Origin of the sequence: Halomonas sp. TD01, assembly GCF_923868895.1 — a bacterium.
Classification (GTDB): domain Bacteria; phylum Pseudomonadota; class Gammaproteobacteria; order Pseudomonadales; family Halomonadaceae; genus Vreelandella.
In genome coordinates, this window is record NZ_OV350343.1 from 466,115 (window position 1) to 486,535 (window position 20,421).

General features: G+C 55.1%; 19 protein-coding genes and 1 pseudogene. 6 read left to right on the forward strand and 14 right to left on the reverse strand.

Annotated features, from left to right (window positions below; all coding sequences use genetic code 11):
- Positions 1 to 6: 6 nt before the first annotated feature.
- On the reverse strand, positions 7 to 855 hold the full coding sequence (locus tag L1X57_RS02210; RefSeq protein ID WP_039868722.1) for an NAD-dependent protein deacetylase: 849 nt from the start codon (positions 853 to 855) through the stop codon (positions 7 to 9).
- Positions 856 to 970: 115 nt separating this feature from the next.
- Between L1X57_RS02210 and L1X57_RS02215 the strand changes: the two genes are divergently transcribed.
- Together L1X57_RS02215 and L1X57_RS02220 are read left to right on the forward strand one after the other, a co-directional pair.
- Entirely contained in the window at positions 971 to 2,143 is a 1,173-nt protein-coding gene (locus L1X57_RS02215) for a UbiH/UbiF/VisC/COQ6 family ubiquinone biosynthesis hydroxylase (protein ID WP_009722161.1), read from the forward strand.
- Between the two features lie 77 nt (positions 2,144 to 2,220).
- Positions 2,221 to 3,417 carry an E22 family MetX-like putative esterase gene (locus L1X57_RS02220; protein ID WP_009722160.1) on the forward strand — a complete coding sequence of 399 codons (1,197 nt, stop codon included), beginning with the start codon at positions 2,221 to 2,223 and terminating at the stop codon, positions 3,415 to 3,417.
- 183 nt (positions 3,418 to 3,600) lie between these two features.
- Here L1X57_RS02220 and L1X57_RS02225 read toward each other — a convergent pair whose 3' ends face one another.
- The 13 genes and pseudogenes from L1X57_RS02225 to L1X57_RS02285 all read right to left on the reverse strand — a co-directional run bounded on the left by L1X57_RS02225 (position 3,601) and on the right by L1X57_RS02285 (position 15,043).
- The gene (locus L1X57_RS02225) at positions 3,601 to 4,254 is read right to left on the reverse strand and encodes a DsbA family oxidoreductase (protein WP_009722159.1); all 654 of its coding nucleotides are present in this window, start codon (positions 4,252 to 4,254) and stop codon (positions 3,601 to 3,603) included.
- A 111-nt stretch (positions 4,255 to 4,365) separates the two neighbouring features.
- Positions 4,366 to 5,328: a ribonuclease Z gene (locus L1X57_RS02230; RefSeq protein WP_009722158.1), complete on the reverse strand. Its 963-nt coding sequence runs from the start codon at positions 5,326 to 5,328 to the stop codon at positions 4,366 to 4,368.
- 116 nt (positions 5,329 to 5,444) lie between these two features.
- Positions 5,445 to 5,738, reverse strand: coding sequence for a HigA family addiction module antitoxin (locus tag L1X57_RS02235; protein ID WP_009722157.1), 294 nt, complete (start codon positions 5,736 to 5,738; stop codon positions 5,445 to 5,447).
- Positions 5,738 to 6,016, reverse strand: coding sequence for a type II toxin-antitoxin system RelE/ParE family toxin (locus L1X57_RS02240; protein ID WP_009722156.1), 279 nt, complete (start codon positions 6,014 to 6,016; stop codon positions 5,738 to 5,740). Before L1X57_RS02240 ends, L1X57_RS02235 begins: the two co-directional genes overlap by 1 nt.
- Before the next feature lie 109 nt (positions 6,017 to 6,125).
- Positions 6,126 to 6,309 (reverse strand): annotated as a pseudogene (locus tag L1X57_RS02245) (type II toxin-antitoxin system YoeB family toxin).
- 152 nt (positions 6,310 to 6,461) lie between these two features.
- On the reverse strand, positions 6,462 to 6,743 hold the full coding sequence (locus L1X57_RS02250; protein WP_009722155.1) for a type II toxin-antitoxin system RelE/ParE family toxin: 282 nt from the start codon (positions 6,741 to 6,743) through the stop codon (positions 6,462 to 6,464).
- Positions 6,740 to 7,012 carry a CopG family ribbon-helix-helix protein gene (locus tag L1X57_RS02255; RefSeq protein WP_009722154.1) on the reverse strand — a complete coding sequence of 91 codons (273 nt, stop codon included), beginning with the start codon at positions 7,010 to 7,012 and terminating at the stop codon, positions 6,740 to 6,742. Before L1X57_RS02255 ends, L1X57_RS02250 begins: the two co-directional genes overlap by 4 nt.
- 78 nt (positions 7,013 to 7,090) lie before the next feature.
- A complete protein-coding gene (locus L1X57_RS02260) occupies positions 7,091 to 7,552 on the reverse strand; it encodes a hypothetical protein (RefSeq protein WP_009722153.1) in 462 nt (153 codons plus the stop codon).
- 289 nt (positions 7,553 to 7,841) lie between these two features.
- Complete coding sequence (locus L1X57_RS02265) at positions 7,842 to 8,708, reverse strand: DUF7281 domain-containing protein (protein WP_234667890.1); 867 nt, start codon at positions 8,706 to 8,708, stop codon at positions 7,842 to 7,844.
- The gene (locus L1X57_RS02270; RefSeq protein WP_009722150.1) at positions 8,705 to 9,934 is read right to left on the reverse strand and encodes a hypothetical protein; all 1,230 of its coding nucleotides are present in this window, start codon (positions 9,932 to 9,934) and stop codon (positions 8,705 to 8,707) included. Before L1X57_RS02270 ends, L1X57_RS02265 begins: the two co-directional genes overlap by 4 nt.
- On the reverse strand, positions 9,931 to 10,560 hold the full coding sequence (locus tag L1X57_RS02275) for a condensin complex protein MksE (RefSeq protein ID WP_009722149.1): 630 nt from the start codon (positions 10,558 to 10,560) through the stop codon (positions 9,931 to 9,933). The genes L1X57_RS02270 and L1X57_RS02275 overlap by 4 nt, the downstream gene beginning before the upstream one ends.
- Positions 10,557 to 14,222, reverse strand: a complete 3,666-nt coding sequence (locus tag L1X57_RS02280; protein WP_009722148.1) for an ATP-binding protein — start codon at positions 14,220 to 14,222, stop codon at positions 10,557 to 10,559. Before L1X57_RS02280 ends, L1X57_RS02275 begins: the two co-directional genes overlap by 4 nt.
- 146 nt (positions 14,223 to 14,368) lie before the next feature.
- Entirely contained in the window at positions 14,369 to 15,043 is a 675-nt protein-coding gene (locus L1X57_RS02285; RefSeq protein ID WP_009722147.1) for a GntR family transcriptional regulator, read from the reverse strand.
- Positions 15,044 to 15,307: 264 nt separating this feature from the next.
- Here L1X57_RS02285 and L1X57_RS02290 point away from each other — a divergent pair, with 264 nt between their 5' ends.
- The 4 genes from L1X57_RS02290 to L1X57_RS02305 all read left to right on the forward strand — a co-directional run bounded on the left by L1X57_RS02290 (position 15,308) and on the right by L1X57_RS02305 (position 20,415).
- Positions 15,308 to 16,864: an ABC transporter substrate-binding protein gene (locus tag L1X57_RS02290; RefSeq protein WP_009722146.1), complete on the forward strand. Its 1,557-nt coding sequence runs from the start codon at positions 15,308 to 15,310 to the stop codon at positions 16,862 to 16,864.
- 78 nt (positions 16,865 to 16,942) lie between these two features.
- Positions 16,943 to 17,920 (forward strand): ABC transporter permease, encoded by a 978-nt coding sequence (locus L1X57_RS02295; RefSeq protein WP_009722144.1) that lies wholly within the window; start codon positions 16,943 to 16,945, stop codon positions 17,918 to 17,920.
- Positions 17,917 to 18,750 carry an ABC transporter permease gene (locus L1X57_RS02300; RefSeq protein ID WP_009722143.1) on the forward strand — a complete coding sequence of 278 codons (834 nt, stop codon included), beginning with the start codon at positions 17,917 to 17,919 and terminating at the stop codon, positions 18,748 to 18,750. The genes L1X57_RS02295 and L1X57_RS02300 overlap by 4 nt, the downstream gene beginning before the upstream one ends.
- Before the next feature lie 9 nt (positions 18,751 to 18,759).
- Positions 18,760 to 20,415 carry an ABC transporter ATP-binding protein gene (locus L1X57_RS02305; RefSeq protein ID WP_009722142.1) on the forward strand — a complete coding sequence of 552 codons (1,656 nt, stop codon included), beginning with the start codon at positions 18,760 to 18,762 and terminating at the stop codon, positions 20,413 to 20,415.
- Positions 20,416 to 20,421: the final 6 nt, after the last annotated feature.

Consider the following 20,421-nt stretch of genomic DNA (forward strand, 5'->3'; position numbering starts at 1 on the left):
AGCACTTTAGTCAAGTAAACGCTGCTGCAAACAGCCGACAGCGTACTCTAGCACTGGCGTCAACGGCGCACGCCACTGATGGGTCAACAGCGCATCGGCGCGAGTGACGCCCAACGATAGCGAGGCAACTGGCAAACCCATGGCGTGGGCATCGCGGCAGAAGCGGTAGCCTGAATACACCATCAACGAGGTGCCCACAGCCAACACGGCATCGGCGTTTTGCAGCCCTGCTTGAGCAGCCAAGCGCCGCGCTGGCGGCACCACATCGCCGTAATAGACAACCTGGGGCTTTAGGATGCCTTGGCAGCGCGGGCAGTCCAACACCTTAAACGTCGAAAAATCGGTTTCTAAATCCGCATCGCCGTCGGGCGCATGGCGGGCATCTAACGCTGCAAAACGCGGGTTCATCCTGGCCATTTCGCTGTGCATGGCGTGGCGCATGAGTTGGTAACCGCAGGTCATGCACGCCACCATGTCTGCTCGCCCGTGCAAATCAATCACCTTGCTGGAACCTGCCCGCTGATGCAGACGGTCTACGTTCTGTGTCACCAGCAGTTCCACGTAGCCCATGGTTTCCAGCGCCGCTAGTGCACGATGCGCACCACTCACTTGGGCTTCACGCATAGCTTTGAAACCGATCAGCGCCCGCGCCCAATAACGCTGGCGCACAGCAAGTGAGGCCATAAAATCGCCATGCTGTACCGGCGGCGGGCGTTTCCACTGCCCATCCGCATCGCGGTAATCAGGAATGCCGCTGTCGGTGCTTACTCCTGCGCCAGTAATCACCCACAGTTTAGGGTGGCGCTCAATAAAACCCGCCAGCGCCTCCCCCGCCTGTGCGATGCTATTTGTCATTTCCACGGCCTGCGTCAATGGATCACCCTATGCAACACTGCGACAAGTAACCGATACTGTATGACAATAAAGGGTCATGCAATATGCCCTCGTTATTCAACGTAAGGAGTGTCTCATGCAGTGGGATCACGAGATTATCATTGTCGGCGGTGGCATGGTGGGTGCCGCGCTAGCGGCCCGATTAGGACATACCGGCATGTCGGTTGGGCTGGTAGAACGCGGCAGTGCCCCCACCCCGCCCAGCGGCGATTATGACCTGCGTATCTCCTCACTTAATGCCCGTTCGCTGGCGTTTGTAAAAGCGAGCGGCACCGCGCTTCCCGAAGAGCGCTGCTGCCCGTTTCGCCATATTGATGTCGCCAACCAGGATGGCTCCGGCCATTCACTGTTTTCTGCCCAGGACAGTGGCATGGATAACTTCGGCATTTTTATCGAAAACCGCACCCTGCAATATGCGTTGTGGCAGCGCTTAGAGAATCTTCCCAGCGTGACCTGCTATACCCAGTGCGCACCGCTCAGCACCATGGCCGCCAGCACTGGCCGCATGCTAGAGCTAGATAACGGCAAAACCTTAAGCGCCCGCTTGATTGTTGGCGCAGATGGCGCGCATTCGACGCTACGAGAACTTGCTGGCATTGCCGTTAGTAGCTACGACTACCATCAGCGGGCGATGATTATTAACGTGGAAACCGAGCTACCCCAACAAGATATCAGTTGGCAGTGTTTCACCCCCACCGGCCCGATTGCCATGCTTCCCTTACCAGGCCATCGTGCATCGCTGGTGTGGTATGACAGCGACGAAGCCACCAAAGCCCGTGAACAGCTCTCCAACGACGCCCTAAAAACGGCCATTGAAACAGCCTTTCCCAAGCGGCTAGGCAAGCTAACCCGTGTGGTCGCAAAGGCGAGTTTTCCAATTAGACGCCAGCACGCCAAACGCTATATCGGCAAGCGCTTAGCACTGATTGGCGATGCCGCCCACGTGGTGCATCCGCTGGCAGGACAAGGACTGAATATTGGCCTGCATGATGCTGACACCCTGGCAGAGCTGATTATCAAAGGCCGCGACCCCGGTGACGCTATCAGCCTGCACCGCTTCGAATGCCACCGCCGTTTGGCCAACCAAGCAATGATTGCCGCCACCGACAGTTTCCATCACCTGTTTACCGGCGCAAAACCGCTACGCCAGCTGGGTGACCTCAGCCTGCACCTTGCCGAACGCGTACCGCTCGCCAAACGCATGATGATGCAACAAGCTAACGGGCTAAACCCATTTAAAATGCGCTAAAGCCGTCTACGCTAAGAGGGTGGCAACGCAGCCGTTGCCAACAATAATCATAACAATCCCTCATTTAAGGAAGGCGTATGCCCCTCAAGCAACGACACTCTTTATTGACCGTGGTGACAGTTACCAGCCTCGGATTACTGGCAGCATCACCGCTACTGGCCTGGGATGGCGTCGTCGAAAAACAAACCTTCGAGATGCAAGACTTCACTACCCAAGGCGGCGAAACAATTCCCGAACTTGCGGTGGGTTGGGAAGCCTACGGTGAATTAAACGACGCCCGTGACAATGCCATCTTAATCACCCATTTCTTCTCTGGTACCAGCAACGCAGCAGGTCGTTATGATCCGGATGGCGAGCCAACCGGCTACTGGGATGCCATCATTGGCCCCGGCAAACCACTGGATACCGACGAGTACTACATTATTGCGTCCGATACGCTGGTGAACCTCAACGCCCACGCCCCCAATGTCACCACCACTGGCCCCGCCTCTATCAATCCAGACACCGGCAAACCGTGGGGAATGGATTTTCCTGTGGTAACGATTCGTGACTTTGTCGAGGTACAGCGTGCGCTGTTAGAGAGCCAGGGCATTGAGTCACTACACGCGGTCATGGGCGCCTCCATGGGGGCGCTTCAAGCATTTGAATGGGCCAGCGCGTACCCTGACAAAGTGGATAGGTTGATTCCTGTTATTGGCGGCGGCGTTGCCGACCCCTGGTTACTGGCAACGCTTAGCGCCTGGGCAGCGCCCATTCGCCTAGACGCCAACTGGAATGAAGGCAACTACTACGATGGCGAGCCACCCACCGATGGCCTAAAAGAAGCGCTCAAGCTCGTCACCCTCAATGCCAATCACTGGCAGTGGGCCAACGAAACTTTCAACCGCGACTGGGCCGACGAAGAGCGCGACCCCGCTCAAGATATCAACGCCCGCTACGCCATTGAGCAAACGCTGGATGACGTCGCCGCCGCCCGCGCCGAGCTTTCCGATGCCAACCATCTGCTGTACTTGGTTCGCGCCAACCAGCTCTTTATGGCGGGACACGGTGACTCGTTAGAAGAAGGACTGGCCGCCATCGACGCCCCCACGCTGATGCTCTACAGCGAAAACGACCTCGTCTTTGCGCCTGAAGGCGTACGCCGCACTGCCGAGCTGATTGAAGCCGACGGCACCGAGGTGACGCTTGAAACCCTGGAAGGCAACCGCGGCCATTTAGATGGCGTTGTCGCTATCGACCAAGCCAGCGAAACGCTGCGAGCGTTTTTGAAATAGCTTTTAAAATAGCTTTTGAAATAGCGAGTAACGCGCGGGCTTATTGAGAGCCCGCGCTTGAGAAATAGCGTTTTGAAATCGTTTGACTAGCCATACGCCAGCGACAAAAACGCTGGGAAGCGAAGAGCATTCACCCGGCGTATGGTGATGCACTACTAGTGCCGCCCCAGAGGCTGTAGGGCATTAACGGCTCGCGTTTTCCTCAGCCACCTGACGAAGCGCATCGACAAGCACATCGGCTGGCTGGGCGCCAGAAATCAGGTAGCGTCCATCGAGTATAAAGCCCGGCACGGCAGTGACCCCTGCCTCCATGAATTTCTGCTCTGCCTCTCGAACGTCGTCCGCGTACTGATCAGACCGGGCGATGGCCTCGGCAACGTCGCCGTCAAGCCCAACTTCAATAGCCTTCTCTCGTAGCACCTCTGGATCCGAAGGACGCTTGGCCTCACCAAAGTAGGCCTCAAATAATGCCAACTGCAGCGCCGTCTCTCGGTTCTGCGTTGCGGCCCACGCAAGCACACGATGGGCATCGAAGGTATTATTCGCCCGGCGCTCCAGTGCACCACGGAAATTCAGCCCAAGTTCTTCGGCCACGGCCATAATCTCCCGCTGGGACTGCTCCATGCTGGCCGCGTCCTTGCCGTACTTGCGGCATAAGTGCTCTAGGATCGGCTCGCCCTCGGGCGGCATGTCACGGTTGAGTTCAAAGGGCTGCCAGAAGAGTTCAACATCGATCTCACCATCAAGTATCTCTAACGCTTGTTCGAAGCGCCGATAGCCGATCGCGCACCACGGGCATGCTACATCGGACACTAAATCGACTCTCAACTTCTGCATGAGGACTCTCCTTGCTGGGTTCGGTCATCGGGGCTCAAACAGCGCCGAGCACTGGCTTGTAACACGAAACCCATAAACGTAACCAGCCCAGACGACCACGCGCAGAAAACACTACTCGCCCACCACCTCAGAAAAGTGGCCCGTTTTTTCCAAGGTGTATTCGCCAAAATCCCGCGCCAAGAAAAGAGAGCCTGAATAGGCACCCTCAGCTTCTTTGCGAATGTCCTCGATGGACGGCGACGCATGGGAGCTGAACTGATAACGAGGGCTGAAGTGCGTCAGCACCAAACTAGGTAGCTTTATCGATTCGGCAAAAGCAGCAACAAGTTTGGCGTAGCTATGCCCCACATCACCGGCCTTCTGGGCCATCTCTTCGGTATAGGTGGCCTCATGTACCAGCACCTGCGCCTCTGCACACGCCTCGTTCAATAAGTCAGGCTGGTCGTTATCCCCAGCGATCACTACTTTCCTGGGCGTGTTCTTGAAGATTAAGTAGTCATGGCTTTTTAACCGCTCACCTGCAAACTCAATATCAAACCCCTGCTTCAACTGCCCCCACAGCGGCCCTCTTGGAATCCCCTTTTGCGCTAGCTTAGCCACGTCCAAGACAGCATCAACCTTTCGCTCCGTAAATGCATAGGCATAAGACGCCACCCGATGTGAAAGGCTGAATGTCTCAACCGCGATGTTCTCAAACTCAACGCTTGGCAGGTCGTCTGAGGCGATAAACTCCAAGGCAAAAGGTAGGCATAGCTGCGTCACCTCGCAGGTTGCCTCCAACCAAGTTTTGATACTTGCGGGCGCAACAATAGTGAGTGGCGCTTTCCGGCCACCCATAGCCGCACTCGCCAGAATACCCGGCAGCCCGTAGCAGTGGTCGCCGTGCACATGGGTAATCAAGATGGCTTTCAATGAATGGAACGATAGCTTGGTATGCAAGACCTGATGCTGGGTACCTTCACCACAATCAACCAGATACCAGCCCTTCCCTTTGCTTTCACGCAAAGCGATCCCGGTGACATTTCTTGTTTTGGTGGGTACACCGGCGGAGGTGCCGAGGAAGAGTAGGTTCATATCGCGTCCGTGCTTTCTCTTTAGAAACCTGACCTAGTCTGGCGGCATACAGATTTCCAATAAGTTTGGTTGCTCAGCTTTTTACGACAGGATGCCAACGACAACAGTAGCAATCGTTAAGCGGCCTCAAAGTCCAATGGCTGCAGGTCGTCCAAATTAATTGTGCTGCGAGCCATCCATAGGTCATACATGTCCTGCATTGATAGCCAGCTCTCCGGGGTACGTCCGAGAACCTTCGACAAGCGCAAAGACATTTCGGGGCTAATGCCACTATCCCCTTTGAGCAACCGTGACAAGGTGGATGGTGAAACGCCCAAGTTGGAAGCAAGCTGACGGGAGCTGATACCAAAAGGTTCTAGGTACACTTCCCGAATAAATTCGCCGGGATGCGGCGGATTATGCATCGTCATTAGTGATAATCCTCATAATCAAGAATGTACGCGTTGCCATCTCGAAATTCGAACGTCATGCGCCAATTTCCGTTGATCCAAATTGACCACCGCGCTTTGTCTCTCCCCTTCAACGGGTGGAGCCTAAAACCAGGGATATCCATATCTTCTACTGACACGGCCGTGTCCAGAGCGGCAAGCTGCATACGCAATTTCTTGGCATGATCCGCCTGTATACCAGCGGTGCTGCCACTAGCGTAGAACCGCTTGAGTCCCTTGTGGCGGAATGATTTAATCATAAGCACATCATAGCTCGTTGCGCACCGCGCAACAACCAGATTTATATTATTTGAGTTACCCGAGCCTGAGCCAACAACTTACCCTTTCGGGATTTGGAGTAGCGCTAATCTAATAGTGATAACGACACAAAATAATCGTAATCGCATTATCATCAACTGCGTAGACGAATCGATTCGTATCATCTATACGTCGCGACCAAAAACCAGCTAAGTTTTCCTTTAACGGCGCTGGTTTGCCAGTGAAGGGAATCGCTCCAGGATTCGTCAGTCCATGACAGTAATCGGCGACTCATCCATCAAGTCTCTGCGGGTTACCTTACCTGCTTTGAATTGTTCAATTGAGCGATTCAAATGCTCAGAATTCGCCGATGAGCGCAGAGCGCCGATAGTTTTTACGCAGCAAAGCAGATACAAAGGCATCCGAGTGCCACGCCTGGTTTAATGACTACCGTTCACCTTTAAGACCATGCCATACCCGGAGAACAATGATGGCAGTGGCATGGACTGAATATCGAACGACGTATTTTCCGAAAACCATATCTCGAACAGAGTCAGGCACCGGTGCCATTTCAACCGGTGCGCCCATATTGGGGAAGCCTGGAAGTAATTCGATTTTGCCAACAAGCTCGGCGGCAATCCTGGCCGCCGCAGACGGGTTGTGATCCGCAATGAACTCTCGGAGGCGTTTCAAATCGTCAATGGCTTCGGCCGTGTAAACCAGTTTCACTTACCTGACCCTGGCGCATCCTGCTCGTTTTCGGTTCCCCAGCTATTAAGCCAGCTGTGAACCTCGCTGGCATCAACAACCTTGCCTTGGGCAGCAGACTCCATTGCCTCTAACGTTTGTTTCCACCGCTCTTGCTCAAGCTGCTGCTTTGCTATGTATTCCGACAATGCCTGGTTGATCACCCAGCCTTTGCTCCGGTGTAACCTGCTAGCGATTGCTTCCAGGTGTTGTTCAACGTCTGCTTGAAGGCGGACTGTGGTGACGCTCATGACGATACCCTCAAATTTGGCGACTACAACGTATTACATCATAGTCTGCGAGGATGGAGCAAAAAACTTAACGCTGCGCTAATTCGCGCCGTTTTGCGGCGACGAATTGAGCGATTTGTTAGACGACTTGCCCGGTATGACTTCAACTTTTAATTCCTGAATCATAGGCCGGACCTTCGTCATTCGAGATTCTAGCTCTAGGGCATGAGACCGATACTCCTCAAGCTTTACCGGGTCATCGGGGCTATCATCGCTCAGCCACTTTAGCCTGCCAGGGATAACTGCCGCATACCGCGCCAACTCCTGCTCTATTTTGTCTAAACCATCAGGGAATCGGTACTCTTCACCTTCGTAATTGATGGCCATTGCTACAACTTGGTGAAGCTCACGCACCTCAAAAAGAACGCCGGAAAGAATAGTCCTGACATGCGTCCTTTTCTCTGCAGCAGCAGTTCTCCTGGCCAGTCGGGCTGAGTCAAAGCTGACCCAGAAGCTTCCCAACGATATTAGGAGTGCAAAAGCGGAAATGATGAGTGACATATACCTACTCGTCTAACAGTTTATTAATGCGCATGCGTATTTTCCTAACAACCAGCAGCCAAACCATCTACCTGCCATACATTGAAATTTATAAAAAAGCTCGCCTACGCGATACGCTTTGCTTAAAAATGGTTGTTGTCGCCCTCACCTGAATCTACCCCATTAATTCCCTTTAGGGAAAAGCCAATGTTGGCAAACTATCCAAACGTCGCGTATTTGCGAACTCGTTAACGGCCAAGTAAGGGAAAGCGTAAAATAGCGGGGTTGAGTGGCAGCCCTAAGGCTGCTTTTAACTGAGTGATATACACGCCAACTCCCCTCCAAACCATTGCTGTTTTAGCCCGCGCTGTTTTTCCAGCAGGGCTAAGTATGGGCGTAGGGGGTGGTGGCTGGGCAGCGTAACGTTCCGTTGGCGTAGGCGGCGTTGGAACGACAGCTGTTCGGCGGGTTGGTGCAAGGGCGTGACGTGCTGGGTGAGCCATTCGATGTCAGGTAGTAGTAGATGCGTGGCGCCGCTGTCTAGGGCTAGGGTCACGCCTTTGGCGTCGAAGTCACCGGCGTAGAGGTGTGGCCGATTGGTTTTGCGCCATGCTTTTGTCAGTTCGGCAAAGCCGCCGCCGTAGTGGCTGTCGCCACGATAGACCACCAGCGGGTTAGCGTAGCCGCTAAGCGCTGCTATCTCTGGCGAAAACGCGTAGAAGCTATCCAGGTTTTCCACCTGAACGAGCGCGCCAAACACCGCCAGCTTAAGGCCGCTTACATCAACATCGCGTATGCTGCGCGGCTCTGGCACAAGCCATGCAGAGGGCTGTGACGGCAAGTTGATCAGCACGCGTTTTGCACGAGGGCCTTCGCGGCGGCTTTTATCCTCCTCAACGCCTTCTGCTGCTTGGGCGGTACTGCTTAAGCCACTTAACGAGCGCCCTAGCGGTGCCAAACGGTCACTCTCCAACATGCTGTTGATTTGCGCCACGAGAGTGGCGTCAAAGCGCAGCGCTTGGTTGGAAATCCGCATGGTCAGATCAATATCTTGCTGATGGCACCACGCCACCACATCTTCTACCCACTTGCCACGGGATTTTTCTACCACGGGCTGGCGGTTAAGCTCTCGAACAACACTGTTAAGCCCGGCACGGGCGCGGCCTGATAACGTCATACTGCCACCGCCAGTGCGACGTCATGAATCAGGCGCAGATCGTTAAATGGGCTGGCCGGTGATTCGTCTTGGTGTAGGCGAAACGCCTGCTGCTCGCTACGCGGCAAGCCCTGATATTCGGAGATAACCTGAAACAGCCAAATTTCATCGGGCCAGTCGAGGTGGCTGTCATACAGATAAGCGAGGGCGCTAATCGGCTCGGCGGGGGGCTGATCTAACACCGCAAGATAAAAGCGTTCGACATCTTGCTTAAGCGCCTGCTGGCGTGCAGCGGCAAGATTATCTTCCGGCGTGAGCGCAGGCACGGCCGACTCAACGGTTTGCGTGGCATGGCGTGGGGTTGGCAATTCATGCAACAGTTCTGCCAGCACGCGGCTTTCCAGCGCGCGATCTAACGCTGGCGCAGCGGCGGGGTGTAACGGCGCAGCGTGGTTAAATAACGCCGGTACATCGCTGCGTTTGGCGTAATTACTCGGCACAAAGCCTGGGTGTTCGCGCATAAACGCGACCATGCCGCTGATCAGGCGGCTGCGTGACTGCTGTTTGCGAAAGCGTGCCATTAGCTCAATTAACCGCCGTTGCACTTCCCGCAGGCTGGTGTAATGGTGGCTTAAGCGCTGCTGTAGCTGACTGATCAGTAGCTTGCGCAGGCTGCCATCACTGCCTACTAACGCAATCAGTTCGTCGAAGTCGATCAGCGCCAGGCCATCCAACAACCTAACAATCTGCTTCTGGGCGCGGTCGTTTTCGCGGATCTTATCGCTCAACTGGCTAACAAAGCCGAAATCGCTATTGAGCCGCTGCCAAAGGCTATCAATAGCATCGGCAAAGCGGCCGTTTAGATCGTCAACTTCCTGACGCAGGCGCAGCAGCTGCTGCTCCTGTCGCCAATGCTCACCTCGGCTGCGGGCTTCACGGTAGCTGTGCACCAACGAACGCACCAGCTCAAGGGTTTCCGCAACATCGGCATTCACATGACGGCGGGTTTCGTCGGCGAGCATTTCAGCGATCAGCTCGCGCACTTTAGGGGAGAGCTTTACGCCGCTCTGCTCATCGGGCCGCCATAACACTCGAGCAGCCAACAGCTTGCGCAGCGCACTGTCGTTGAGTCCGTCTAACGGCACGTCATCGCGAGTGTAGCCCTGCATCAGTCGTTCGGCATGCTTGCCCAACAGCGCCAGCCGCTCAGCGCCGGTTTTTAGCAGGCGGCTTTCCAGTTCGCTCACAGCAGCGCCTCCTGGGCACCCTCTTCCTGCTCCACGTCAATGGGCAAGTTTTCCTCATCGCGGATAAAGCGCACCACCTCGATCAGGTAATCAATTTTACCGGTGACCACAAACACCTGACGCTCAGTGTGGGGCTGAAGCAAGTAGCCATGCTCTTTTAAGCGCTTAAATAACTGCTTTACTTGGGCATCCAGCTGGTCGCTCTGGGAGCCAAAGAAGCTGTCTGTGGCTAGCCTTTCCAAACGCTCACGCAGGCTTTGGTTGTCTTCGCACTTAGCGCTGAACTCTGCGGGCTTGAGCACGTCGCCAGGGGCCGCCAAGGTGTCGCGGCCTAGCGCCTCTTGAACCAGTTGCAGCCATTCCAGCAGCGGCAACAGGCTGTTGACCGTGTCACTCAGCTGGCGCGATAGCTGCTCCCGAGCGGCTTCGTTCAGCTGTCGCCAAGCTAAAAAGTAGACACTGCCTTCATCATTGCTCGCCAGCCTGCGGTTGAGCGGGCGCAGATAGTCATCAATCGCGTCGCGGGTCTCTTCGTTGGCTAAGTGGCGAAAGGCATTGTCATCACTAACGGCGCAGACAAACTCGCCAGCCAGCAAGCGTTCCAGTAGCGGGCCGTGTTCGATCATGCGGTCACCTCTTGCTGACGCTCCTTGATCCGCTGCGCAAGCGGGCTAAGGCGCGGTTCAATACGTTTTAGCAGGCGCTGGTTGGGCTGGTTAGGGTCCCGCTCAATCAGGTAGCGATTAGCAAACAGCAGCAGCACATCTGATTCCGGGTTGGGGAAAGCCCCCACAATATGAATGCGGTTGCTGTCACAAGCGTCGAACAACTTTTCGACATTGTGATAGGCCAGCGTGCCGATTTCATCAATCGGCCAATGGATAGCGATTTGCGCATCCCCCCGCAGCAGCCGCGTAAACGCCAGCAGGAACTTACACAAAATCAGGTAGGCCATGCCATGGCTGGAAGACTCCAACAACTGGCGGTCATTTTTGATCACCAGGTCAGTGCCGCCTTCGTTTAGGTGCAGCTCAAGGCGCAGCAGGCTTTCAAAGCTGTACTGCTGGTCACTGCGCAGCAAATCGACCACATCGGCCAGCGCATTAAGGTAATCGTCACTGGGCAGCATCTGGCCAGATTCCCGCCACGCTTTGTAGCGCTGGGCAAACAACTTTAAAGGCTCCCAGAAACCCAGCTCATCGATCGTCGATTGAATGCGCACTTCCGCTTTGCTGATGCCTTCTAAGCGCAGGTCATCCGCCACTTCGTCGGAAAGCCGACGGCTTTGCGCACTGATACGGCGATTTAAGTCGCGGAAGACAATAAAGAATTTATCCAGGTCATCGCTTAAATTGCGCCCTTCCTGAATCAGCTGCTGCTGTTGATCTTCCAATAGTTTTAGCATGTCGCGCAGCAGCGGCAACACTAGTCGCGGGCTGTCGTTCGGCAGCTTCTCGCGTTCGCTTTGCAGTGCATCGGCAAAGCCGCTGCTGGCATCTTTAATCAGTTGGCTTTCTACCTCCAGGCAGCCCCGGCGCAGTTGTTCAAGCTGCTGATGGCGGCTGGTTAACGCTTGGCGAGCACGCTCAATGCGCTCCTCCATGTCACCTACGGCATCCGCTAAGGGCGCCCCCTCTGAAACGATGTCCAAACTTTCTAACTGGGTCAGCAGCGGCTTAAGGGCTTCTACGCTGCCGTGGGCATTTGCGCGCTGAATTTTAAGCTCATTAACCGCTGATTGATGCGCTTCACGTGCGGCATGGAAGTCGTTTTTGAGGTGCGCTTTTTCACGTTTCAACTGCTGGTCAAGCTGAACAAGCTCCGCTTCCTGGGCCACCAGCTGGGGCTTGTGCTGGCTCCACTCCACGCGCATAAAGCGTTGGTACTCGGTGAGTTCTTCCTGGCGAGCGGCGATCTTACGAATGCGGTCACTCTGTTGCTCTAGGCGTTTTTTCGTTTCCTGAAGCTGCGCGGGGTCCACGCCCTGCTCGGCAAGTTCCTGGCTGAAGGCGGCTTCCAGCTCATTGCGCTGGCGCTGATGTTCCGCGTTGGCATCGTTGAGCTGCTGCTTGTACTGGCGTAGCTGCGCATCCAGGCTATCCAGCTGGTTTTGCGCATCGGCTTTTAACTCCAGCAGTTGGCCCTGATGGGTCTCGGCCAGCTCGGCAAGCGACTGGCGTTTCTCTTCACGCAGTTCGGCCTGGGCCTGCTCCTGGCGAGCCAACGCCGCTTGGTGCTCCGCTCGACGTGCCTGCTGGCGCTTGGTATGGCGCTCTTGCTGCTGGCGGCGAGCCTCAAGGGCATACTCCACTTCCTGTTCGGCACGCTGATACCCCATACGCGCCTGATCTTGGGCCTCGTCGGCCTGTTGCACCCGTTCGTTGTGCTGCTTTAGGGCTTTTTCGGCAGCGGCACACTCGGCTTGGGCGCGCTGTTTAGCGCCATCCGCCTCTTCAATCGCCGCCAGCAAACTGGCTTCGTCTTGGGCGTAATCCGGCAGTGCAATGGCGCTTAGGTCCAGCGCTAACCCGAACAGGTCGTCGCTGGCGCCTTCAGCAAGCTGCGGAGCAAGATCTCGGCGCTCAAGCAGCTCTGGCGCAATAACCTTGCCAAGCTGCTGCTCCCAACCAGGGCGATGGTAGCGCAAGAAGTGACGCAGGCTGCCTTGTTCGGGGTCACGCTGTTGATAGAGCGCATAGCAGTGTTGTTCGGCCCGCTCACGCTGCTGGCGACACTGCACCAGCTGCTGCTCGGCGGCGTCGCGTTCACGTTTGTGGCTTTCAAGCTCGCGGCGCAGCGCTTCCAACGTGGCGGTGGCGGCGCTGCGTTCCTGCTGTGTTTGGTCTAAACGCGCTTGGGCAAGCTCGGCTTCTTGGGCTTCTTCAGCAGTTTGGGTGGGCATCGCCAGTTGCGCTTTTAATTCGGCAAGCTGCTCAACACCCAGTTCTAACTGCGCTTGATACTCCCCCTCTAACCGCTGGCGCTCTTGCTGATAGCGCTCGTTATGCTGCTGTTCGGCTTGCCATTGCTGCTCTCGGCGCTGCGCTTTTTCCTCGACCAGGGCATCTATCAATTCCTGGTTTTCTTGAGTTTGGCGGGCAAGTGCTTCGGAAAGCTCGCGTAACCGGCCATCTAAGCGCGCCTGGCTCTCTTTTACCGCCTCTTGCATGACTTGCAGATGCTTCTGAAGCTGATCACGCTGTTCACGCCACTGGGGCAAGGCGTTGATGTCCCGCTCCAGGCCGGTCATGTCAGCATCAGCGTAGTGCTCAAACTGGGTTTGCAGGTCATTCAGGCGACGCTGAGTGTGCTGCAAGTCGCTCGCGACTTCACTGTGGCGGTCGTTCAGCTCATCGCGCTGCTGGGTGTAGGCATTTTCACGCTGTTGGAATTCACGCTGGTGGCGATTTAACTCACCATCCAGATCCGCAATGCGTTGTTCAGCCTGTTGATGATCGGCGCTTAGCTGGGGTTTCAACTGCCAAAGCGTGGTCTCTAAATGGGCCAATTCGCGGTCGATGCCACCAAGCTTAGTCAGCGCGGCTTGCAGCGGCTCCAGGCGCATGGACTGGCGCATCTGGGAAATCCACTCCCGCGCTTTGGCACTGCGAATGCGGGTGACCGGCAGCTCGACGCCATCCTCTTCGAAAATTGCCGCCAGCATGGTTTTGAGGGTGTCCATCTTGCCCTCTTTCGCATGCACAGCAGACACCAGTTTTTCGATATGACGGATACGCCGTTCAGGGTTAACCAGGCTAAATTGCGCTGCAATTTGGCGCAATTTTAGGCCATCGCGGCTATTACCGTGAAGCTGGGTGAAGTCGTTTTGGATCACCGAGCGAAACTCGGAGGTAGCCCCCAACTTAGATGAGACAGGAATCCCGCTGCGGCGCAATCCGCTAGACCACTGTGGGTACTCCAGTGCCAAGGGGCCTTTTTCAGTTTCGATCAGGTAGTCTTCTGGTCGATAAGGGGCACCGACAAAACGGTACTCCACGCCGCCTTCCTGCTTGCGCGTCAGCACTACTTGGCAAACATTGCCTGCTTCGCGGCGGTATTCGTAGACCAGATAGCTTTGACGAGTGGGCAAATAGAAGGCATCAAACTTCATGCGAGTTTTCGGCACTACCTTATTGGGCAGTTCGCCATAAAACACCGGCACTAACCGCTGAAGCGTGGTTTTGCCTGACGCGTTGGTGCCGCAGATATTGGTGTGGCCATCCACATTGAGCTCAACCACTCCCGACAAGTGGCCGTGAATCATAACGATGCGTAGCAAATGCGCCATGCCGTGTCCTTGATCGTCAAACGTCCGAAAACGCTATCTTGCCAGACCTAGAGCAAGGCGACATCTGTTCAGGTGTGAACTATTGATTTATCTAATGACAATGCACATTTAGATTAGGGGCTAGCTGCTCTCACGCACTCTTTTATTCACTCCCCCACGCTGCTCACCACAAAATCCCTAGCAACGCCTATATGGTAGTCAATGGCCTCGCGGCAAGCCTCGGAACGGCCGCTACCCAAGGCATCTAGCAGCTTAAAGTGACTGGTGGCAATGGTATCGGGGGCTTCGTGGGTTTTGGTAATCAACGTAATGCACAGGCGAAGTTCGTGGGTTAAGCCATCAAATGCCCGCAGCAGCCGCTCGTTGCCCGCGTAATGAATCATTAAGCGGTGAAACTGCAGGTCCTCTTCAATGCGGCGTGTTCCATCATTGCTGGCGGTCGCTTCGCACAAAACCTCTACCTGCTGTTTTAGCGCGCGCTCAGCGTCGCTGCTATAGCGCTCAGATAAGCGCTGGATAGCATGGCGCTCAAGGCATAGCCGCAGATCGAAGACATCCTCTAATTCAACGGCATTCAACGCCCTGACAAAAAAACCACGCCGCGGTTTTGAGACCAACAACCCACGACTTTCCAATAAGCGAGCGGCTTCGCGAACCGGCGCGCGGCTAACGCCTAAATCCCTGGAAAGCTGCACTTCCGAAAGCCGCTCACCGGGCAAAAAGTGTTGCTGGATAATCGCTTGCGTCAAATAGTCGGCCACCTGTTCAACAAGGTTTTGCTGTTGAATAAAAGCGCCGGGAGCCGCTGAGGAGGAGGCCATAGAGTCTACTCTTATTAGGTATTACGTACTTTTAGTATGACGCAAAAAAGCATTCTGTCGACGGCCGATTGCCGACTGTCGACAGTTTTACAAACCACTGCTATGTTCAAAAAGGCCTCTTATAACGATCTATAACGACGATCCACAACAATTCATAACAACAATCACAACTGGGCTGTTTTGTATCACGCCTCGCTCGCCTAACGACAACGTAAATCCATTACGTGCCAGGCTTTGGCCTAGTAACCGAGGAGCAGAAACAAAATGAAAACATCTTTAGCGTTGGCAATTTCCGCTGCAGCATTCGCCTTTTCGTCGGCCACCCTGGCAGACGACCCGAAACAGGGCGGCACAGTTAACACCATTATCCAACCAGAACCGCCAGGCTTAGTGCTGGGGATGGTGCAAAACGCGCCTACGCGCACCGTGGCAGGCAATATCTATGAAGGACTACTGCGCTATACCACTGACCTGGAACCCATGCCGCAGTTGGCTGAATCATGGGAAGTCAGCGACGATGGCCGCACCTATACGTTTCACCTGAGGGAAGATGTTACCTGGCACGACGGCGAACCCTTCACTGCTGACGACGTGGTATTTTCTGCCGATGTTTTCCACCGCGAGCTGAACCCCAGTGCGCGGGCCGTTTTACAACATGTGGAAAGCATCGAAGCAACGGATGACCACACCGTTGTATTTACCTTAATCGACCCCTTCGGCCCGTTCCTGATCTCCTTTGAGGCAGGCACCTTCACCATGGTGCCTGAGCACCTGTATGCGGACACCGATTTTCGCAACAATGAACACAACGACCACCCCATTGGCACAGGCCCCTTCAAATTTGCTAATTGGGAACGCGGCACCGTTATCGAGCTAGTTAAAAATGACGACTACTACGAAGACGGGCTGCCCTATCTAGACGGCGTCAACTGGCACATCATCCCGGACGGTGGCTCCCGTGCGGTCGCCTTCGAGAATGGCACCATTGATGTACTACCAAGCGGCACCGTTGAGAACTTCGATATTCCACGTTTATCCGCTATGGATAACGTCTGTATGACGGAAGAAGGCCACGAGTATTTCAGTCCCTTCGCTATGTTGTGGATGAACAACCGTGAAGGCCCAACCGCCGACAAACGCTTCCGCCAAGCAGTGATGTATGCCATGGATCGTGAGTTTGCCAAAGATGTGCTGTGGAATGGCTTAGGCAATGTGCCGCTCTCAGCCTTTGGCTCCAATGCGCGTTTCCAACATGATGGTTTAGAGCCTTACGATCACAATCCAGACCGTGCCCGTGAGCTGTTGGAAGAAATGGAGTATGACGGCGAAGAGATCACTATCCTGCCGCTTCCTTACGGTGAAACGTGGACCCGTTGGGCTGAAGCCGTACAACAGAACCTGCGTGAAGTGGGTATTAACGTAAGAACCCAAGCCACCGACGTGGGCGGCTGGAACCAGCGTCTTGGCGACTGGGATTACGATCTCGCCTTCACCTACCTGTTCCAATATGGCGACCCGGCGCTGGGCATTTCACGTACTTACCTGTCCGACAATATTGCCAAAGGTTCACCCTGGAACAATGTGGAAGGCTACGAAAACGAGCGTGTTGACGAGCTGTTTAACGCCGCGGCCACAGCCTTCCCCGATAAAGAGCGTGAAGCGCTATACCATGAAGTGCAGGAAATTCTGCATGAAGACGTGCCTGTCGGCTGGTTGATGGAGCTTGGCTTCCCTACCCTTTACCGCTGTGACGTAAAAGACCTCGTGACTTCCGGTGTGGGTGTCAACGATGGCTTCAAAGATGCTTGGTTAGACCGCTAGTCCAAAGCGACACCCAGGCCGCGCAAGCTGCCTGGGTGCTTCAGCCATGTTATGAAGGTATCGGTCAGGAAGGTGTCTATGGTTTACGCTCGCTTGATAGTGATGCGGCTATTGAAGGCCGTTATCGTATTGTTCTTAATCGTTATTTTTAACTTCTTCCTTATTCAGATGGCTCCCGGTGACCCCGCGGCGATTTTAGCCGGTGAGGCGGGCGCTGCTGACCAGGAATTTCTCAACCAGCTTCGTGAACGCTTCGGCCTTGATCAGCCGATGTATGTGCAGCTATGGCGCTACGTGTCGGGCATTGCCATGCTCGATTTCGGTTACTCCTACCGGCTTGGTGTGCCCGTATTTGACCTCATCATGGATCGCTTACCCGCAACACTGCTACTAACAGGCACGGCGTTTGTGCTCTCGCTGGTGCTCGGCATTGTGGCGGGTTCCATGGCCGCGGCGCGGGTTAAAAAACCTTCTGGTTCACTGATTATGGCGTTAGCCCTGGTGTTCTATGCCACGCCTCTGTTTTGGGTAGCGCTGATGTCCGTGGTGGTCTTTTCTGTCTACCTCGGCTGGCTGCCCGCTTACGGTCTTTACACCGTTGGCGCGGGCCACACTGGATTTGCGCTTGTGCTGGATGTTGCCAAACACCTGATACTGCCTGCCACCACGCTGGCGCTATTTTTTATGGCGATTTATACCCGCATGACGCGCACCTCGATGCTCGATGCAGCCCAGCAGGACTTCGTTAAAACCGCCCGTGCGAAGGGTTTAAAACCTAGCGTCATTCAGCGCCGACACATTCTCCGCAATGCCTTACTGCCGATTATCACCCTGGCAGGCTTGCAGGCTGGGCAGATGGTTGGTGGCGCTATTTTGACAGAAACCGTATTTGCTTGGCCGGGTATTGGGCGGCTGATGTTTGAAGCGCTACAACAGCGTGACTACAACCTGCTGCTGGGTATTTTCTTCTTCTCGGCGGCTTTAGTGATTGTCTTCAATATTCTTACCGACTTGGTTTACCGCTTGGCTGATCCGCGCATCAAGGGGGCCTCATGAGCTTTTTCGCACGCTTTGCGCAAAACCGTGGTGCCCTGGTAGGGCTGATTATTCTGCTGCTAATTATCATCATGGCAATTCTGGCGCCGCTGCTATTTCCTGAGTCTCCCTGGCGCATGGTTCAGCGGCCCTTTTTGCCGCCGCTTTCCCAGGACGGTTTCCTGCTGGGCACCGACACCATGGGACGTAACGTCGCCTCAGGGTTAATGCATGGCGCCTGGGTATCGCTGCTGATTGGTTTGGTATCCACCAGCGTCGCCCTGCTGATTGGCGTGCCGCTGGGAGCGATTGCGGGGTACTACGGGGGACTGATTGACGACGTACTCATGCGCTTTACCGAGTTCTTTCAAACCATTCCCAACTTTGCCCTGGCGATTGTGCTGGTGGCGATTATGCAACCCAGCATCACCTCCATTGTGCTGGCGATTGCGCTGGTCAGTTGGCCCCCCGTTGCCCGTTTGGTAAGGGCTGAGTTTATGTCGTTGCGGCACCGTGAATACGTTGAAGCGGCTCGCTTAGTCGGCCAAACCAACAGCACCATTATCCTGCGTCAAATTCTGCCTAACACGCTGTCGCCGATTATTGTGTTGGCCTCGTTAATGGTCGCTACCGCTATTTTGCTGGAATCGGCGCTTTCGTTTTTAGGCTTGGGCGACCCCAATGTGATGTCCTGGGGCTACATGATTGGCGCAGCACGCACGGTTATTCGCCAAGCCTGGTGGCTGAGCTTCTTCCCTGGTGTAGCGATTCTACTCACCGTTCTGGCGTTGAACTTAGTCGGTGAAGGGCTAGACGATGCGCTTAACCCCAAACTTTCCCGCGAGCGCTAGGAGCCCTTCATGACGGTCACTATTGATTCTAAAAAACAGCACCCATCAGCTGAAACAGTGCTTAGCATTCGTGACTTAAGCGTGGCGCTACCCAAAGGGGCCGACCGTGCCTTGGCGGTGGAAAACGTTAGCTACGACGTTAATCGCGGCGAAATCATGTGCGTGGTTGGGGAATCCGGCTCGGGTAAATCAATGGCCGCCAACACCGTGATGGGCCTGCTCCCTAAAGGCGTTCGCCCCGTTCAAGGTGAGGTCGACTTTCTGGGCCAAGACGTCATCACCCTAACCGAAAAGCAGCATCGTGCCCTGCGCGGCCTTAAAATCGGCATGATCTTTCAGGAACCCATGACCGCGCTTAATCCGTTAATGCGAGTTGGCGCCCAAATCGCTGAGGTGTTTGAAGCGCATGGTCAACTGACACCGAAACAGCGTCAAGAACGTGCCTTGGAGCTGTTGATTGAAGTGGGTATTCCACAGCCGGAAAAAGCCATTAGCGCCTACCCTTTTGAGCTATCTGGCGGCCAGCGGCAACGCGTCATGATCGCCATGGCATTAGCCCTAGAGCCCGTACTATTGATCGCCGACGAACCCACTACGGCGCTGGATGTGACTACCCAGGCGCAGATTCTCGAGCTTATTCGTGACCTGCAGCGCCGCCGTGGTATGGCGGTGATGTTTATCACTCATGATTTTGGGGTCGTGGCTGAAATTGCCAACCGCGTCTGTGTCATGCGCCATGGTAAGATTGTCGAAATCGGCGAAGCCAAAGAGGTGCTAGAAAATCCGCAAAACGCTTATACAAAAGCACTGATTGCCGCCATTCCCAGCAATGCAGTGCCGCCCCACCGTGAAACAAGCCAGGTGGCTCCGCTACTCGAGATCAAACAGCTTAATAAAGTCTTTCGTTCACGCGGGGGCTGGTTTAAGCCTGCCCGAGAAGTCCGCGCACTGGATGATATCTCGCTAACCCTGGCCCGTGGCGAAACCATGGGCATTGTTGGTGAATCGGGGTCGGGGAAATCCACCCTTGGCCGCTGTGTGGTACGTCTTGAACACCCGGACAGCGGTGAGCTGTTGCTGGATGGCGTTAACCTTTCACAGCTAAAAGGCGACGCGTTACGCCGTGAACGCCACCGCGTGCAGATGATTTTTCAGGACCCCTACGCCTCACTCAACCCACGCACTCGGGTCGGCATGGCGATTGCTCAAGGGCCTATGGCCAATGGCACACCCAAAAACGTGGCGCTCAAACAGGCAGGTGATCTGCTTGACCTTGTGGGCCTTGGCGCAAGCGCCGTGGAGCGCTTCCCCCATGAGTTTTCCGGCGGACAGCGCCAGCGCATTGGCATTGCTCGTGCGTTGGCGCTAAACCCTGAACTGATTGTCGCTGATGAAGCTGTTTCAGCGTTGGATGTGTCTATTCAGGCCCAGGTACTGGAACTGCTTGAAGAGTTGAAGCAACGGCTTTCGCTTTCACTGCTGTTTATTACCCACGATTTACGGGTAGCCGCGCAAATTTGCGACCGCATCGTGGTGATGCAGCATGGCCGTATTGTTGAACAAGGCAGCGCTGAACAAATATTCCTTCAGCCAAAAGAAGCCTATACCCAATCGCTGCTTGATGCGATTCCTGGTCGTCAAGCGCCGGTGGCGGCTACCGCCTAATCATTG

Excerpts from the sequence above, each read along its gene's own strand:
- L1X57_RS02265 (WP_234667890.1), bottom strand. The coding sequence starts at position 8,708 with ATGACGTTATCAGGCCGCGCCCGTGCCGGGCTTAACAGTGTTGTTCGA.
- L1X57_RS02220 (WP_009722160.1), top strand. The coding sequence starts at position 2,221 with ATGCCCCTCAAGCAACGACACTCTTTATTGACCGTGGTGACAGTTACC.
- L1X57_RS02290 (WP_009722146.1), top strand. The coding sequence starts at position 15,308 with ATGAAAACATCTTTAGCGTTGGCAATTTCCGCTGCAGCATTCGCCTTT.
- L1X57_RS02225 (WP_009722159.1), bottom strand. The coding sequence starts at position 4,254 with ATGCAGAAGTTGAGAGTCGATTTAGTGTCCGATGTAGCATGCCCGTGG.
- L1X57_RS02230 (WP_009722158.1), bottom strand. The coding sequence starts at position 5,328 with ATGAACCTACTCTTCCTCGGCACCTCCGCCGGTGTACCCACCAAAACA.
- L1X57_RS02300 (WP_009722143.1), top strand. The coding sequence starts at position 17,917 with ATGAGCTTTTTCGCACGCTTTGCGCAAAACCGTGGTGCCCTGGTAGGG.
- L1X57_RS02235 (WP_009722157.1), bottom strand. The coding sequence starts at position 5,738 with ATGACGATGCATAATCCGCCGCATCCCGGCGAATTTATTCGGGAAGTG.
- L1X57_RS02210 (WP_039868722.1), bottom strand. The coding sequence starts at position 855 with ATGACAAATAGCATCGCACAGGCGGGGGAGGCGCTGGCGGGTTTTATT.
- L1X57_RS02240 (WP_009722156.1), bottom strand. The coding sequence starts at position 6,016 with ATGATTAAATCATTCCGCCACAAGGGACTCAAGCGGTTCTACGCTAGT.
- L1X57_RS02275 (WP_009722149.1), bottom strand. The coding sequence starts at position 10,560 with ATGATCGAACACGGCCCGCTACTGGAACGCTTGCTGGCTGGCGAGTTT.
- L1X57_RS02215 (WP_009722161.1), top strand. The coding sequence starts at position 971 with ATGCAGTGGGATCACGAGATTATCATTGTCGGCGGTGGCATGGTGGGT.
- L1X57_RS02305 (WP_009722142.1), top strand. The coding sequence starts at position 18,760 with ATGACGGTCACTATTGATTCTAAAAAACAGCACCCATCAGCTGAAACA.
- L1X57_RS02255 (WP_009722154.1), bottom strand. The coding sequence starts at position 7,012 with ATGAGCGTCACCACAGTCCGCCTTCAAGCAGACGTTGAACAACACCTG.
- L1X57_RS02295 (WP_009722144.1), top strand. The coding sequence starts at position 16,943 with ATGGTTTACGCTCGCTTGATAGTGATGCGGCTATTGAAGGCCGTTATC.
- L1X57_RS02285 (WP_009722147.1), bottom strand. The coding sequence starts at position 15,043 with ATGGCCTCCTCCTCAGCGGCTCCCGGCGCTTTTATTCAACAGCAAAAC.
- L1X57_RS02280 (WP_009722148.1), bottom strand. The coding sequence starts at position 14,222 with ATGGCGCATTTGCTACGCATCGTTATGATTCACGGCCACTTGTCGGGA.
- L1X57_RS02260 (WP_009722153.1), bottom strand. The coding sequence starts at position 7,552 with ATGTCACTCATCATTTCCGCTTTTGCACTCCTAATATCGTTGGGAAGC.